Source organism: Streptomyces niphimycinicus (assembly GCF_018883605.1).
Lineage (GTDB): Bacteria > Actinomycetota > Actinomycetes > Streptomycetales > Streptomycetaceae > Streptomyces > Streptomyces niphimycinicus.
Genome location: NZ_JAHLEM010000001.1, coordinates 15,022 through 29,563 on the forward strand (window position 1 = coordinate 15,022; position 14,542 = coordinate 29,563).

14 protein-coding genes and 3 pseudogenes are annotated in these 14,542 nt (G+C 71.8%); 7 read left to right on the plus strand and 10 right to left on the minus strand.

What is annotated here, in order from left to right:
* Positions 1–294: 294 nt before the first annotated feature.
* Positions 295–1,692, minus strand: a complete 1,398-nt coding sequence (locus KN815_RS00070; protein ID WP_216338879.1) for an FAD-dependent oxidoreductase — start codon at positions 1,690–1,692, stop codon at positions 295–297.
* Positions 1,693–1,889: 197 nt separating this feature from the next.
* Between KN815_RS00070 and KN815_RS00075 the strand changes: the two genes are divergently transcribed.
* From KN815_RS00075 to KN815_RS00080, 3 genes are all read left to right on the plus strand, one after another.
* Positions 1,890–2,564: an HAD family hydrolase gene (locus KN815_RS00075; protein ID WP_216338880.1), complete on the plus strand. Its 675-nt coding sequence runs from the start codon at positions 1,890–1,892 to the stop codon at positions 2,562–2,564.
* A 384-nt stretch (positions 2,565–2,948) separates the two neighbouring features.
* Positions 2,949–3,233: a hypothetical protein gene (locus KN815_RS49820; protein ID WP_253208637.1), complete on the plus strand. Its 285-nt coding sequence runs from the start codon at positions 2,949–2,951 to the stop codon at positions 3,231–3,233.
* Entirely contained in the window at positions 3,230–4,450 is a 1,221-nt protein-coding gene (locus KN815_RS00080; protein ID WP_253208638.1) for a sensor histidine kinase, read from the plus strand. Before KN815_RS49820 ends, KN815_RS00080 begins: the two co-directional genes overlap by 4 nt.
* Before the next feature lie 42 nt (positions 4,451–4,492).
* Here the strand turns inward: KN815_RS00080 and KN815_RS00085 are convergent, their stop codons facing one another.
* Positions 4,493–4,765 carry an alpha/beta fold hydrolase gene (locus KN815_RS00085; RefSeq protein WP_216338881.1) on the minus strand — a complete coding sequence of 91 codons (273 nt, stop codon included), beginning with the start codon at positions 4,763–4,765 and terminating at the stop codon, positions 4,493–4,495.
* A 120-nt stretch (positions 4,766–4,885) separates the two neighbouring features.
* Between KN815_RS00085 and KN815_RS00090 the strand changes: the two genes are divergently transcribed.
* Positions 4,886–5,893: a LacI family DNA-binding transcriptional regulator gene (locus tag KN815_RS00090; RefSeq protein WP_253208639.1), complete on the plus strand. Its 1,008-nt coding sequence runs from the start codon at positions 4,886–4,888 to the stop codon at positions 5,891–5,893.
* A 22-nt stretch (positions 5,894–5,915) separates the two neighbouring features.
* Here KN815_RS00090 and KN815_RS00095 read toward each other — a convergent pair.
* Positions 5,916–6,148 (minus strand): annotated as a pseudogene (locus KN815_RS00095) (LysR substrate-binding domain-containing protein); the annotation flags it as partial.
* On the opposite strand from KN815_RS00095, the pseudogene KN815_RS00100 reads away from it, so the two are divergent.
* Positions 6,121–6,579 (plus strand): annotated as a pseudogene (locus KN815_RS00100) (EamA family transporter); the annotation flags it as partial. The pseudogenes KN815_RS00095 and KN815_RS00100 overlap by 28 nt on opposite strands.
* A gap of 50 nt (positions 6,580–6,629) precedes the next feature.
* Here the strand turns inward: KN815_RS00100 and KN815_RS00105 are convergent.
* Positions 6,630–8,522 (minus strand): amidohydrolase, encoded by a 1,893-nt coding sequence (locus KN815_RS00105; RefSeq protein ID WP_216338883.1) that lies wholly within the window; start codon positions 8,520–8,522, stop codon positions 6,630–6,632.
* A gap of 157 nt (positions 8,523–8,679) precedes the next feature.
* Positions 8,680–9,378, minus strand: coding sequence for an SDR family NAD(P)-dependent oxidoreductase (locus KN815_RS00110; RefSeq protein ID WP_216338885.1), 699 nt, complete (start codon positions 9,376–9,378; stop codon positions 8,680–8,682).
* A gap of 105 nt (positions 9,379–9,483) precedes the next feature.
* On the opposite strand from KN815_RS00110, the gene KN815_RS00115 reads away from it, so the two are divergent.
* Positions 9,484–10,362: a helix-turn-helix transcriptional regulator gene (locus KN815_RS00115; RefSeq protein WP_216338887.1), complete on the plus strand. Its 879-nt coding sequence runs from the start codon at positions 9,484–9,486 to the stop codon at positions 10,360–10,362.
* Positions 10,363–10,399: 37 nt separating this feature from the next.
* Here the strand turns inward: KN815_RS00115 and KN815_RS00120 are convergent, their stop codons facing one another.
* The 5 genes and pseudogenes from KN815_RS00120 to KN815_RS49825 form a co-directional block, all read right to left on the minus strand.
* The gene (locus tag KN815_RS00120) at positions 10,400–10,960 is read right to left on the minus strand and encodes a GNAT family N-acetyltransferase (RefSeq protein WP_216338889.1); all 561 of its coding nucleotides are present in this window, start codon (positions 10,958–10,960) and stop codon (positions 10,400–10,402) included.
* A 13-nt stretch (positions 10,961–10,973) separates the two neighbouring features.
* The gene (locus tag KN815_RS00125; protein ID WP_216338891.1) at positions 10,974–11,810 is read right to left on the minus strand and encodes a MerR family transcriptional regulator; all 837 of its coding nucleotides are present in this window, start codon (positions 11,808–11,810) and stop codon (positions 10,974–10,976) included.
* Positions 11,811–11,842: 32 nt separating this feature from the next.
* On the minus strand, positions 11,843–12,658 hold the full coding sequence (locus tag KN815_RS00130) for an alpha/beta fold hydrolase (RefSeq protein ID WP_216338893.1): 816 nt from the start codon (positions 12,656–12,658) through the stop codon (positions 11,843–11,845).
* A gap of 57 nt (positions 12,659–12,715) precedes the next feature.
* Positions 12,716–12,868 (minus strand): hypothetical protein, encoded by a 153-nt coding sequence (locus KN815_RS00135; protein WP_216338895.1) that lies wholly within the window; start codon positions 12,866–12,868, stop codon positions 12,716–12,718.
* 17 nt (positions 12,869–12,885) lie between these two features.
* A pseudogene (locus KN815_RS49825) lies at positions 12,886–13,197 on the minus strand (protein kinase); the annotation flags it as partial.
* A gap of 243 nt (positions 13,198–13,440) precedes the next feature.
* On the opposite strand from KN815_RS49825, the gene KN815_RS00140 reads away from it, so the two are divergent.
* A complete protein-coding gene (locus KN815_RS00140; RefSeq protein WP_216338897.1) occupies positions 13,441–14,463 on the plus strand; it encodes a Ppx/GppA family phosphatase in 1,023 nt (340 codons plus the stop codon).
* Positions 14,464–14,542 lie beyond the last annotated feature (79 nt).

A 14,542-nucleotide genomic window follows, 5' to 3' on the forward strand; every position in this document is an offset into this window, starting at 1 on the left:
TGCCATCCGCGTCCCCCGCGAGCGCTCGCGCCGTCCGCTCGTACCAGTCCATACCGAATGCCGCTCGGCGTGTGCGCCGAGGCGTGCCCGCGCGGCGGCGAGCGGTGGCCCCATCGTGCCCGGGTGGTGGCCCAGGAGACGTTGCCACCAGCCGCGCCTGCGGGCGGCCACCACGACCGCCGTCCGGCCCGCTCGCCGCAGTGCCGCATGGCCGCCGTCGCGCCCCCTCCACCAGCGGCCGCGCACGCTCACGTCCCCGGGACGGCCGCACGCCGGTAGGCGTCGGCAGCCTGGTCAGATGTCGGATCGGACGATGGTCGCGAGGACGTCGTTGAAGGCTTCGGTGGAGCTGGGGTGGGTGTAGACGGCGTTGCGGAGTTCGGCCGCCCTGATGCCGTGCCGCATGGCGAGCGCGACGGTGTTGATCATCTCCTGTGCGTCCACGCTGAGCAGGGCGGCGCCCAGGATCTCGTCGGTCTCGGCGTCGAGCACGAACTTCATCATCCCCCGGGTGTCCTCGACGATGTACGCACGCGGCATCGCTGCGATCTCGGCGACCGGCTGGCTCGCGATCCTCACCTGGTGCCCCGCGGCCCGGGCCTGTTTCTCGGTGAGCCCGACGGAGGCCAGTGGCGGGGTGATGAACACGGTGTGCGGGATGGCGACCCGGTCGTCGGTGGAGCGCTTGCCCTCGCCGAGAAGCTGATCGAGGACGATACGGCTGTCGTCGAGGGAGACATAGGTGAACTCCGGCCCCCCGTTGACGTCGCCGAGGGCGAAGATATGCGGCCTGCTGGTGCGCAGATGCTCATCGACCTCGACCGCCCCGCGCTCGGTGACGCGCACACCGGCGGCCTCCAGCGCCAGATCGCCGATGACCGGTGCGCGGCCGGTGGCGGCCAGGACCGCGTCGGCCTCCACCGTGTGCTGTCGGCCGTCCTTTTCGTAGCCGACGGTCGCCGAGCTTTCGCCGTCCCGGACTTCCGTGGTGTGCGCACCGGTGACGATCTCGATGCCCTCGTCCACCAGGATGCCCTCGGCGACGGCGGCAACGTCGTCGTCCACCAGGCCGAAGACCTTCGGGGCCGCCTCGATGACGGTGACCTGGGATCCGAACCGCCGGTAGATGGAGGCGAATTCCATGCCGAGATAGCCTCCGCCGATGATCGCCAGCCGTCCCGGAAGGATGGTGGTGTCGATCAGATCGGTGCTGGTCACGGTGTACTGGCTGGACCGCAGGCCGGGGATGTCGAGGACGATCGGCTCCGATCCGGTGTTGATCAGGATCGTCTCGGCGGTGATCGTGAGGGGTCCGTCGGCGCATCCGACCCGCACGGTGTGCGGATCGGTGAACGCCGCGGCTCCGGTGAGCACCGTGACGGTGTCCAGGCCGTCCAGCGCGTCGTAGTTCTCGCCGCGGAACAACTTGGTCAGGGCCTGTACCTCGGCGACGGAGCGCTCGTACCACTCCTGTGGCACGTCCTGCGGACGGCGCTTGTGGGAGTGGTGGACCAGTGCCTTGCTCGGCACACAGCCGACATTCGGGCAGGTGCCGCCGTACATCCTCGCCGACCGCTCGACCATCACCACGCGCCGGCCGAGCTTGCCCAGCGTCGCGGCCACCGTCTTGCCGCCCTTGCCAAAACCGAGCACGAGCACGTCGGCTCGCAGGTTTCGGTTCGTGGTGCCCATGTTCGCTCCCCTTCTCGCCATGGAGCTCGCCATGGAGATGGAATCTCGAGGCGGAATCTCCTCGCCATGGAGCTGGAATCGGTTCGGGGGCGCTACCTCCGTCACGTCAACCGCACCACCAACACCGCGGCGACGCAACTGGCCGCCCCCGGCGCCATCACGCACCCTGGAAGCAGGCGGAGCCGGAGGAGAATGCCATGGCCGGACCGATAGCAGCGCTCTTCGACATCGATGAAACGCTGGTGCACACCGGAGGCTCGGGAAAACGGAGTTGGGCCTGGGCGTTCGACCGGCTGCACGGTGTGGCCGCCGATATCGGGGACCACACCTCGGCCGGGGAGACCGATCCACAGGTCGGCCGGAAGACCTTCCGGGCCGTGCTCGGCCGCGAGCCCAGTCACGATGAGATGGCCCGCCTCTACGCCGCGTATCTCTGGCATCTGTCGGAGGACATCCGGATGTCGGAGGGGTATCGCGTCCTGGACGGCGTCGAGGACACCCTGCGGCGGATCACGGACGCGGGGATCATCCTCGGGCTGATCTCCGGCGCGATGGAGGGTGCGGCCAGGATCAAGATGGAACCGGGTCAACTGGGCCGCTATTTCGTCTTCGGCGCCTACGGCTCGGACTCCCCGGACCGGGCCGAGATCACCCGGCTGGCGATGGCCAAGGCCGCCCGGCTGCACGGACACGATCTGGCCCGTTCCGACGTCTACGTGATCGGGGACACCCCTCGTGACATCGAGGCCGCGCGGGCGGCGAACGCGACCGCGGTCGGGGTCGCCAGCGGCCACTACACCGCCGAGGAGCTACGGGCCGCCGAGGCCGACCATGTGCTCACCTCGCTGACCGAACCGTTCCCGCACATCTGAGCCGGGAACGAGCGGGCCGACCGCCGACCCTCGCCCCCGGCTCAGCCGCTGCTCCGCCGATCGGACGGGGATGGCCGCGCCCGGGTGAGGGCGCGGCGTGGTGGTCGCGCGGGCGGATGGTCGCGCGGGCGGGTGCTCCGCCTACGTCCCTCCGGGCGGTCCGCTCGGTATGGAGACACGGGTCATGACGATGATTTGATCGGTCTCCTCGGACGGACTCGTTCGGACGCCGCGAGACAGGGACGCCGCGAGACAGGGACGCCGCGAGACAGGGGTGAGCATGGCGGGCAGGGACGGGCGAGTGCCCAGGGTGGACGACGACGCGGCCATACGGCGGTGGCCGCGGCACACGGACGGCGAGCGTCTGCCTGCCGGGGAGGCGCCGTGAAGCTGTCCACCCGTATCGCCCTCGCGGTCGGCCTGAGCGTGCCCCTGCTGGTGCTGGCCTCCGGCTGGCTGCTGCTGCGTCTGGTCACCGATGATCTGCGGGCGCGCCAGGACTCCCAGTTGCGCGCCCGCGCGACGGTCCTGGCCAAGAACGCCAAGGCGTACCTGGAGGTGGCCGGGGCCGACCGCCCGGTCATGGAGCAGGCCCGGCAGCGGCGGCTGGTCAACTCCGCGCGGGACGTGGGCGTCCGGCTGACCGTGCCCGGGGCCCCGGGGGCGTGATCACGGCCGGTGCGCAGCCCGATCCGTTTCCCTCGCTGCCCCGCAGCGCGCCGAAGCCGGTCACCGTGACCTCGGGCGACACGGACTGGCTGGCCCTGTCGCTGCGGGTCGGTGCCGCGAAGAAGGGCAACGCGCCGCCGAATCTGTGGCTGTTCTCGCCGGACACCGCCGAGGAGGAACTGGCGCTGGTGCGCCGGCGGGTGGTGCTCGGGGCGCTGCTGGCCGCGCCCCTGGCCGGGGCCACCACCTGGGCCATCGCCACCCGGGCGGTCCTGCCGCTGCGGCGGTTGCAGCGGCGTACCAGCGGCCTGGACCCCAGGACCAGCGCCGCGCGCCTGGAGCACACCGCGACCCGGATCGCCGAGGTCGACGACCTTGCGTACACCGTGCAGACGGTGCTCGCCCGCTACGACGAGCAGGTCGGACGCACCGGGGAGGCGCTGGCCACCGCCCGCGCGTTCGCCGCGACCGCGTCCCATGAGCTGCGCACCCCGCTGATGAGCATGCGCACCAGCATCGACATCCTCACCGACCACCCCGGTCTGGATCCCGGCGACCGGGCGGAGGTGCTGGAGGACCTGGGGCGCGAGCATGCCCGGCTGCTCGGGTTGCTGGTGATGCTCAGGGCCCTCGCGCAGGGCGATCTGGTCGAGGCGGACGCGTTCGCGTCGCTGGACCTGGCGGAGGTGGTGGACGCGTCGGTCTCCGATCTGCGGCGCACCCACGCGGGCGCCGAGGTGTCCGTAGGCACCACCACGGGGCTGCTGGTGCACGGCTGGGAGGAGGGGTTGCGCTCGGCGGTGGACAACCTGCTGACCAACGCCTGGACCCATGGCCGCGCCGCCGACGGCACGGCCCGTATCGAGGTCACCCTGCGCGCGTCCCGCGACCCGCGTGAGCCGGTCGCGGTGCTCACGGTGGACGACCACGGCCCCGGCATCCCTCCCGAGCGCCGCGAGGAGGTCTTCCAGCGGTTCCGGCGGGGCTCGGACAGCCCCGGCTCGGGCCTCGGCCTGACGCTGGTCGCCCAGCAGATCGACCTGCACCGCGGCCGGATCGCCGTACTGGACCGGCCCGACGGGCGGCCCGGCACCCGCTTCGAGGTACGGCTGCCGGCCACCGATGTCCGGGACGTGGAGAGCACCCTGCTGCTCCTGCGCCGCGACTGGCTGACCGGCCGTCACCAGCTCGCGCCGACCTCCGAAACCCAGGTGTGAGCCGCCGGGACACCGGGCGCGGTCCCGGTCTGGGCCGCGGGGCTACTCACCCTTCATGACGTTCACGACCAGGTCGCAGAAGGCCGCGGGCTGTTCCAGCGGTGCCAGATCTCCCGCGCCCGGGATGACCACCACGCCATCCGCGCCCAGCTCATGCGCCAGACTCCCGCCGCCCTCGAAGAAGTCGGGCATGTCGCGCTCGCCGACGCCCACCACGGCCGGGACGCCGAGGGTGCGCAGCGCGGCCGGGTCCTGGTCCAGCGGGTCCGCCGCCTGGGCCGGTTCGCCATGGGTGAGCTGGGGTTCGCTTTCCACGACGGCCAGGCTGATCAGGACAAGGGAACCGTAAGTGGGTGCGCCGCACCCACCCGCAGGTCGGCGGTCCCCTTGCGCCGGGGTCGGTCGGGGGTGGCGCGGGAGCGTATTCTGCCGGGCGTGTCCAAGGTGACGATCGCGGATGTGGCACGGGCGGCGGAGGTGTCGACCGCGACGGTGTCCAACGTGCTCAACGGCACGGGCCGGGTCTCGGAGCCGACGCGGGCCCGGGTGAAGGCGGTGGCCGGTGCGCTCGGCTACGGCCCGGCGGGCGGCGGCGGGCGCACCCTGGGGCTCGCGGTGACCGCTCATGGTGAGAGTGCGTGGGACTTCGCGAGCGTGCCGTACTTCGCCCAGGCCATCAGCGCGGCCACCATCGCCGCCCATCGCCATGGCTACGCGCTGATGGCGATGCCCTCGGGGCCCGCCGAGCACATGTGGCGCACCCTGCCGGCCGCCGGGGTGGTGCTGGTGGACAGTCCGCCCAGCGACCCCGTGGTGCGGCTGCTGCGCGCTCGCGGCCTGCCGTTGGTGTTCGACGGCCGTCCCGGCGAGCTGCGGGCGCGGGAGACCTGGGTCGACACCGACCACGAGGCCATGACCCGCCGTGTCCTGGAACATCTGGCCGGACAGGGCGCGGAGCGGATCGCACTGATCGCCGGGCCCACCCAGGAGTACTACACCCGCGCGAGCGTGACGGCCTACCGGCGGTGGTGCTCGGGCACCGGTGTGCGGCCGTGTGTGGTCCCGTTCGCCGAGGACGGTTCCGAGGAACCGCTGCTGGACGCCCTGCTGACCGGGGACGGCGGGCGGGTCGGCAGGCCGGACGCGGTGTTCGCCCTGTACGACCCCTGTGGCCGCCAGGTCCTGGCGGCGGCCGCGCGGTGCGGTCTCGCGGTGCCGGACGACCTGATGGTGGTGTGCAGCAGCGAGGACCCGGCCTACGGGCGCACCGACCCGCCCGTGTCCACGGTGTCGCTGGCCCCGGAGCAGGCCGGTGCGGCGGCCGTCGACGCACTGGTGAGCCTGGTGGAGAACCCGCCGCACACACCGCCGCCCGTGGTGATCGAGACCCGTCTGGAGGTCCGGTCCTCCTCGATGCGCCGGTCCCGCCGGGACGCGTCATGACGGATGCGCCGCGCCACGCGGGTCAGCCATCCGCTGCCGGGATGTCGAGCGCGGCGAGGAGGCGGTCGCCGCCGGGGTGCGGCCGAAGCGGCTCCAGATGACGTACTCGACGCGGGCCGGGGCGTCGGCCACCTCGATGGTGACGACACCGGCGAGATGGGGCACGTAGGCGGCGGGCAGCATGGCCACGCCGAAGCCCGGCCGGACGAGCCGGGCGATGAAGTCCGCGCTGGTCACTTCGAAGCCGACGACACGGCCACCCACTGTTCGCGGGCTGGCAACTCACCGCGGGAGGGCTGTTTCTGCTGCCGCTCGCCTTCCTCGTCGAGGGATCGCCGCCCGCGATCGACCCGGCCGCCGCCCTCGGCTGCCTGTGGCTGGGGCTGGTCGGCGGCCTGATCACCTACACCCTGTGGTTCCAGGGCATCACCTACGCCCTGTGGGTCCAGGGCGTCGCCGCCCTGCCCGTCTCCTCGGTCGTGGTTCTCGCCCTGCTCTCGCCGCTGGTCGCCGCCGTTCCCGGCGCCGTCCTGCTCGGCCAGACACTCGGCCCGGTCCAACTCGTGGGCTTCGCGCTCTCACCGGCCGCGATCGTCGCGGGACAGCTTCCGCCGCGCACCCGCCGTGGCCGTCCTCGACGAGCTCGAGAGCCCGAGCGAGGACGAACACTTCACCGTCGGCCATGAGGCGCGGCGTGGCCAGGGCGGGTACGGCGGGTGGTCAGGTGGCCAGGCCGTCAGCCCTGGCAGCCGCAGGCGGCATGGCGGCCGTGCACGGAGGCGAGGGAGGCGGGCCGGGCCCCGAACGAGGTGGCGGAGGTCCGCGCGTCCGGCTGATCCGCGTCCCAGATCCGCCTGCCGCCCGCCAGTGTCAGCCGCACCTTCGTACCGGTGATGTCCTTGACCGGCACCCGGGTCACATCCCGGTCCAGCACGATCACATCGGCGGCCCGGCCCGGGGTGAGCACACCGGTCTCGCCGTCGATACGGAGCTGATGGGCCGAGCCCGCCGTGTGCATGCGCAGGCTGGTGGTCCGGCTGATGCTCTCCCGCTCCGGGTACAGCGCCCCGTCGTCGCCCTTCCGGTCGATGGCGGTGCGGATCTGGTTGAAGGAGTCGAGCGGGTCCACCGGCCAGTCCGATCCCCCGGACAGCGCCGCGCCGTGCCGCTCCAGGCTGCGCGCCGGATACATCAGCCGGTGGCGCTCCGGGCCGATGTAGGGCAGGAGGGAATCCACCGTCCACACATCGCGAATCGCCCACTGCAACTGCATGCAGGCGACCACGCCCAGCGGCGCGAAGCGCCGGAAGTCGTCCGGGTGTACCAACTGGAGATGGGCGATGGTGTGCCGGTTGCCACGGCGGCCGTTGGCCCGTATCGCCGCCTCGTAGCCGTCCAGCGCGGTGCGCACCGCGCGGTCACCGATGGCGTGCGCGTGCATCTGCCAGCCGGCCCGGTCCAGTACGGCCGACAGGCGCCCGTACTCGGTGGAGCTGACGTACAGATCGCCGCGGTTGTCGGTGGGCTTGCCGTGGCCGTCGAGGTACGGCTCCAGCAGCGCGGCGGACTGCGCGGGGTACTCGATCACTCCGTCGAGGAAGACCTTCGCGGTCCCGAAGCACAGGCCCGGCACCTCCGCGTACTTCTTGCGCTGCTCCTCGACGTAGGCCAGCGCGGCCTTCGGGTCGCGGATGAGGTCGAGGTCCAGGCGCAGCGCCGGGATGACCCGCTGGAGCAGCCGGCCCGAGTCGGCCAGGCCCGCATAGGTGCCGAGTCCTTCGGCCTCGGTGGCCGCGTCCATGTACGTGGTGATGCCGCTGGACGCCGCGTGGCGGAGGGCCTTCGCCTCGGCGGCGAGCAGCTTGTCCTTGTCCGGCGGCGGAATCACCGCCTCGACGATGTCCTGCGCGGTGTCCTTCAGCAGTCCGGACGGCGCTCCGGCCGAGTCGTGGACGATGCGGCCACCGGCCGGGTCCGGGGTACTCGACGTGATCTTCGCCAGCTCCAGGGCGCGCTTGTTGATCCAGGTGTTGTGGGCGTCCGAGCCCCTGAGCACGATCGGCCGGTGGGTCGGCAGCGCGTCCAGGATGCGGTGGTGGGTCTCGGTCCCGGCGGGCAGGCCGACCGGGTTCCAGTCCTCCACCACCAGCCAGCCGTCCGGCTCCTGGTCCTTGCTCGCGTTCAGGAACTCGGTGAGCTTCGCCTGGAGCTTGGCAACGGTGTACGTCTCATCGCCGAGCGAGGGGTTCAGGGAGCGCGACCCGGCGTCCAGGCAGTGTGCGTGCGCATCGATGATCCCCGCCATGACGGTGCCACCGCGCGCGTCGACGAAGTCCGTGTCCCTCCCGGCCAGCCGCCGCACCAGGGCCGCCGGGCCGACCGCCAGGATCTTCCCGTCCCTCCCCACGGCGATGGCCTCCTGCTGCGGCACATGCGGCAGACCGGTCAGCACCCGCCCACCGTGGATGATCGTCGCGGCCGAACGGCGGGATCCCGACGAGCCGCGGGGTCCGGACGAGCCACGGCCGGAGGCCGCGAACGCGTCGGAGCCGCCCAGTCCGAGGGCACCCGCGACACCCGCTGCCCCCGCGGCCGACAGAAAACGACGGCGGGCCAGGTCAAAGCCCATGCTCACTCCCTGAGTGTGATGAGGTAATGACCCGCCAGCCTCGGTGATTAAACACGTAAGCACCAGCCGCTCGGCACTGCGGATATGACCCGTGGACGGGGGCATCCACAACGAATTCCGTCGCCACCCGGCGGTCGGGCACACGGTTATGGCTGTTTCAGGACCAGGCGATCTCGCCGTGGCGGTCGATGAAGCGTCCGGTGCCGGCGCCGGGCCCCTCGGTGGCGAGGGCGACGATCGCGTCCGTGCCCTCGGTGACGGTCTGGGAGCCGCTGTGACCGTTTATGTCGGTCGCGGTGTAGCCGGGGTCGGCGGCGTTGACCCGGATGCCCGTGAGCCCCTTGGCGTACTGCGTGGTCAACATCGTCAGCGCCGCCTTCGAGGAGGCGTACAGCGGCACGACGACGTGCGACTCGGACCGGCCGGGGTCGTGGGTGAAGGCGAGGGAGCCCATGCCGCTGCTGACGTTGATGATCACGGGGTCGTCCGAACGGCGCAGCAGCGGCAGGAACGCGGTGGTGGTGCGGACCACGCCGATGACGTTGACGTCGAGGACGGCGCGGGCGTCGGCGGCGGTGAGGTCGCCGGGATCACCGAAGGGACCCTGGACCCCCGCGTTGTTGATCAGGACATCGATCCTGCCCTCGTGCTCGGCGACGTCCGCGGCGGCGGCGGCCACGGACGCGTCGTCGGTCACGTCGACGGGGACGAAGCGTGCGCCCAGCGCGGCGGCTGCCTCCTCACCCCGCTCACGGTCGCGGGCCCCCAGGAGAACGGTGTGACCGCACGCGATGAGGCGGCGGGCGGTCTCGCGGCCGATGCCCTTGTTGGCTCCGGTGATGAAAGTGATCGTCATGCCTTCGATAGTTGCCTTGACGAGGGAGCCGGACCAGGGGCGCTTCGACGGTGGGAAGACCAGTACCACCCTCGCGCCCCCGCATGTGATCGGGGACGCGGGAGGATGGAGAGCATGACGACGACACCCCCCGGAGCTGGACTGGGCGCGATGATCCGCACGTGGCGGAACCGGCTGCCCCCGTCAGCCGCTGGGCTGCCGGTCGTCCGCAAGCGCCGGGCTGTCGGGCTGCGCCGCGAGGAACTGGCCGACCTGGCCGGAGTGTCGGTCGACTACGTCGTGCGCCTGGAGCAGGGGCGGGCCACGACACCCTCGGCGTCGGTGGTGGCGTCCCTGGCGCGCGCTCTCCAACTGTCCACCGCCGAGCGGGACCATCTCTACCGGCTGGCCCGGATCGTGCCGCCGGCGGACGGCACGATCTGCGACCATCTCCCGCCCGGTATGCAACGGGTACTCGTCCGCCTCGGAGACGTACCGGTGGCCGTGTTCGCGGCGGACTGGCAACTGGTGTGGTGGAACCACGGGTGGGCCGCCCTGCTGGGAGACCCCTTGGCCGCGCCGCCGCGGATGCGCAACTTCGCCCGCGACAGGTTCCCGGTGGACGTCGATCACACCCCCCTCGCGCTGTGGCCGGTCACCGAGACGGACCCCGACACCGCCGACGCCGCCCTCGTCTCCGATCTGCGCCGCGCCACCGGCCGCTTCCCCCGGGACAGCCGCCTGGCCGCGCTGGTCCGCGACCTGAACGCAGGCAACGAGAGGTTCGCCGAGCTGTGGGCGACGGGAGAGGTGACCGCGAACCGCGAGGTCCACAAGAGGGTCGATCACCCGTCGGTGGGCCCGGTCACGGTGGACTGCGATGTCCTGACCGACGGCGACACGGAGCTCAAGATTGTCATCATGACCGCCGCGCCGGGCAGTGAGGACGAGACCAAACTCCAGCTCACCACCGTCGTCGGCCCACCGGCCACCACGCACGGCTGATCCGGCCCACGCGCCGATCGGCCGACCGCGGGTGCGGCTATCGGCGTTGCTCCCAGGCGGCCCGGGTGAGTTCGTACTCCACTTCGCCGTGCTCGGATCCCTCGATCGCGTCCGGCCAGTCCCCGGTGAAGTTCCGGAGGAACGACAGGCCCGCCTTCTCCATCACCCGTCGCGAGCGGGTGTTCACCGCCATGGTGTCCGCGGTGACCCGCTCCACCCCGAGGTCCGTGAAGCCCTTGTCGATCAGGGCCCGCGCTCCTTCCGAGGCGTAACCCTTGCCCCAGGCGGCCTTGTTCAGCCGGTAGCCGAGTTCCACCACGGCGGGGCTGTGGTCGTCCAGGGGGCGGAACTCGAACCAGCCCAGGAAGGTGCCGGTGGCCTTCTCCTCGGCGGCCCAGTAGCCGCGGGTGCCGAAGCACGGATGGTCGTGGAGAAGACGCGGCAGGATCCGGGCGTGGAGCGTCTCGCGGCTCGTCGGCTTGCCGCCGGTGAGGAAGCGCATGACGTCGGGGTCGTTGTCCAGCGCGAAGAGGTGGTCGGCGTCGGCCTCGGCGAGCGGGCGCAGCACAAGCCGTTCGGTCTCCAGAAACACATGCATCCCGCGATCCTCATCATCGGCGGCCGAGCCCGCCACCGGATATTCGTGGCGGGCCGCTTGCTGCCTGACCGCGGTCGCGGGTCGCGGCCACGCGCTCGAGCTTGGTCCAGCCGGTCCAGCCCCGCTGCTTCAGCAGCTCGTTCAGCCGACGGGCCGATGGCATGGTGTCGAAGGCGAGGGTGTCCATCACCTTGGCGAGCGGTGGCGCGATGTCGGCGTCGTCGATGTAGTCCTCGCCCCGTTCCTCGGCCATCTGCGTGAGGTAGGCGGCCAGTTGGTCGGCCAGTTCGACCAGCCGTGGGTCGTCGTCCGTGCGGTCGAGTGCCTGGCCCAGGGTGAGATAGAAGGCGATGAACCGCGGGTCGGCGATCTGCTCCCGCTTGCGTGCCATCCACTCCGGGACCCGCTCGGGTGCGTGCGCGGCCAGCGGGATCCAGCCGTCGCGTTCGACCTGGACGATCCGCTCGTCGACCCCGAGGGCCCGCAGCCGGTCGAGGAACTCGACCACCTCCGGGGGCAGCGCCAGGCTGTCCCCGGAGGTGAGGCGGGCGACGCGCTCGCGGTGCCGCTGCCGCTCCCGGATCTCCGCCCGTAGCCGCTTGTCGATGTCCGCGACCGCCGTGGCGAACTCCTCCTCGTCGGCCCCTAGCAAGTCCCGTACGCGCGCCAGCGGTACCCCGGCCTCGGCGAGGATCCGGATCCTGATCAGATCGACGACGGCGTCGGCGCCGTACCTCCGATAGCCGGAGTGGTCCCGCTCCGGCTCCGGCAGCAGCCCCTTGGCGTGGTAGTGCCGCACCGCGCGCACCGTCACTCCGGCGTACGACGCCAGCTCGCCGATGGTCAGCATCGGTCCCAGTCTCCTCGGAGTCGCTCGCGAAGTCAGCCTGTCGGACGAGGGTGTGCGCCTCGGATGATCTCCGCGATCTCGGGGGTGTGGGTGAAGACCAGCCGGTGGTCGGCGTCGAGCCAGGACGTGGAGATATGCGGGCGCTCGCGGACGAGGCGATCGATACCGGCGCGCCAGAGCCGGTTGTGCCGCGGCGCACGCCCTTCCGTGCTGTCACCGGCGATCGACGTCGACATGATCATATGGATGGGGCAGTCGATCTTTCGGTACCGGTCGAGGATTCCGGACCGCACCACATCCATCTCGAGCTGGAGGTCGAGGACCTCCCGGGCGGTGAGCAGCACCTGCCGGGCCGTGCCCATGGCCTGCTCGATCTCCCGCCGGGTCGCCGGATCCTCCGCCATGGCGCGGAACTCCGGCAGGTCGGCGTCGGTGATGAACGGTTCGGGCAGCGGGTTCGCCCCGTCGATGAGGACGAGCCCGGCCACGGCGTCAGGACGCTCGGCCGCGTAGTGCACGGCCAGGTCCGCGCCCAGCGAGTAGCCCACGAGGACGGGCGGCGAGGGCACGTCGAGGCGTTCTGGTTCCGCCAGCGTGGCGAAGAGATCGCTCAGGAACGCGTCGAAGGAATACCGGTCGGCGGCCGAGGCGAGGCCATGGCCCCTGAGGTCGAAGGTCACCACGTCGTGGTCGCGTCGGAGGAGTTCGGTCAGCTCGCGCAGATCGGCCTGGGTGGAGCTGAGGCCGGGGCACAGGACAAGTGGCTGTCCCCGGCCGCCGCGGGACACCGGGATGGTGACGCCGTCGTGGTGGACTGTGAAGTGGCGCGTCGTCGTCATGCCGCCCATGCTGCGAGGTTGCCCCTGCGTCAGGGGCAACCCGCATCAGCGAACTCTCACCGCGCTCTATTCGGGGTTCTTCCACAGGTACACCTTGTGGTGCTTGGTGTCGTTGCCCGCGACGAGGCGGCCGTCCGGGCTGAAGGCCACGTCCCGGACCGTGCTCTCCGGCCCCTTCGCGCCGGTCAGCAGGATGGCGCGTGGTTTGCGGGTGGCCACGTTCCACAGCAACAGCCCGGCACGGTGTACAGCCCCTGGACCCGCCGGGCCGCCGCCACCTCCGGCTCGAAGCGCTTACGGAACGTCGCGTCGCCCGCGTATTCGCGGTGTACGACCTTGACCGCAACCGCGCTGCCGGCCGGCGTACGCCCCAGGCAGCCGCGGCCCATCCCGCCCGCGCCCAATATCGCCTCCAGCCGGTACGGACCGGCCTGGGCAGGATCGGCATGCCCCAGTGGGCTGTTGGGTGGCGGAGCTGCCGGCCACCCCGGTCGTCCCCCCGCGTCAACAGGCGGTATCGCCGGTCGACCATGCTCCGATCGGGACATGCTCCCCGTCACCCCGTCTCTCACCGCTCGAGCGAGCGACAGCGTAAACGAGCCCACCACCCCGTAACAGCTCTCCCCGGCCCCCGCCCCGCCGTCCCGGCAGACAGCCGTCGCCGCAAGGTCGTCGCCGCAAAGTCGTCGCCGCCCCCGCCCGAGCCCCGCGCACCCCCTGTCCAGGTGTTCTCCAGGTGAAGTGCGATCAACGGAGGTCTGAACCTGTGGTGAGTGGGGCACTCAGGGCATATGCGCTGTGGAGTGATCGACATCGGATCCCGTACGGTCCACCTCATGATCGCCGACCTGGGTCCGGACAGGCCCCCGGAGCCGGTGGCATCGTGGAAACAGCCGGTCCGCGTGGCCGAGGCGACCGATCGCCAGGGGGTGATCCGGCCTGACACGATCCGGTCCCTGGTCCGCGCCGTCACGGCGAGTGCCGCGGCCGCGCTCGCCCACCATGTCGACCGGCTGATCCCCTTCGTCACCTCGGCGGTGCGGGACGCGACCAACCGGGACGCCGTGCTCGGCGAGATCGAGGCCGCCACCGGGATCCGCGTGGGGTTCATGACCGGCGAGGAGGAGGCACGGCTGACGTTCAGGGCGGCGCGCGGCTGGCTCGGCTGGTCGGCGGGGCGGATCCTGCTCCTCGACATCGGCGGTGGCTCGCTGGAAATCGCCTGTGGCAGCGGCAGATACCCCGACTTCGCCGTCTCCCTGCCCCTGGGCGCCGACCGGCTCACCCGCCACCATCTGCCCGATGCCACACCGGTGAAGAAGCGGGACGTCAGTGCGCTGCGCCGGCATGTACGCTCCGTGCTCGGCCAGTGCACGGCCGAACTGCGCGCCCAGCCGGCGCCCCTCTCCTGCGTCGCCACCTCCCGGACCTTCACACAACTGGCCCGCCTCGCCGGAAAGCCACACCCCCGCAATGGCCTGCCCGCGCTCCACAGTCTCAGCCGCAAGGACCTGGGGCCCTGGGTGCCCCAACTCGCGGCCAAAACGGACGAGCAGCGGGCGAGGCTGCGCGGCATCTCCGCCTCCAGGGCGCATCAGTCCCTCGCCGGTGCGATCGTCGCGGAGGCCGCCATGGAGGTCATGGCGGTGGAACGGCTCACCACCTGCCCCTGGGGCCTGCGCGAGGGCGTCCTCCTCGACTACGTCTCCGACCTGGAAGTCGAGTCCCCCGCTCCCCCGGTACTCACCTCGCTCCCGGCCCTCGCCGACCACCGGCGGCTCCACGGCATCGGGGCGGTGCCGGCCGACGCATGAGGACGGGAAGCCGCGGCACCGCCCGTACCGGCTTCCGATGGCCTCCGCCCGCGATCGGCGGAGGCCATCGCCGCGCCCG

What these genes read in the sequence shown, in the direction of transcription:
- KN815_RS00070 (WP_216338879.1), bottom strand. Translation starts at nt 1,692, where the DNA reads ATGGGCACCACGAACCGAAACCTGCGAGCCGACGTGCTCGTGCTCGGT.
- KN815_RS00075 (WP_216338880.1), top strand. Translation starts at nt 1,890, where the DNA reads ATGGCCGGACCGATAGCAGCGCTCTTCGACATCGATGAAACGCTGGTG.
- KN815_RS00105 (WP_216338883.1), bottom strand. Translation starts at nt 8,522, where the DNA reads ATGGGCTTTGACCTGGCCCGCCGTCGTTTTCTGTCGGCCGCGGGGGCA.
- KN815_RS00110 (WP_216338885.1), bottom strand. Translation starts at nt 9,378, where the DNA reads ATGACGATCACTTTCATCACCGGAGCCAACAAGGGCATCGGCCGCGAG.
- KN815_RS00115 (WP_216338887.1), top strand. Translation starts at nt 9,484, where the DNA reads ATGGAGAGCATGACGACGACACCCCCCGGAGCTGGACTGGGCGCGATG.
- KN815_RS00120 (WP_216338889.1), bottom strand. Translation starts at nt 10,960, where the DNA reads ATGCATGTGTTTCTGGAGACCGAACGGCTTGTGCTGCGCCCGCTCGCC.
- KN815_RS00125 (WP_216338891.1), bottom strand. Translation starts at nt 11,810, where the DNA reads ATGCTGACCATCGGCGAGCTGGCGTCGTACGCCGGAGTGACGGTGCGC.
- KN815_RS00130 (WP_216338893.1), bottom strand. Translation starts at nt 12,658, where the DNA reads ATGGGCGGCATGACGACGACGCGCCACTTCACAGTCCACCACGACGGC.
- KN815_RS00140 (WP_216338897.1), top strand. Translation starts at nt 13,441, where the DNA reads ATGCGCTGTGGAGTGATCGACATCGGATCCCGTACGGTCCACCTCATG.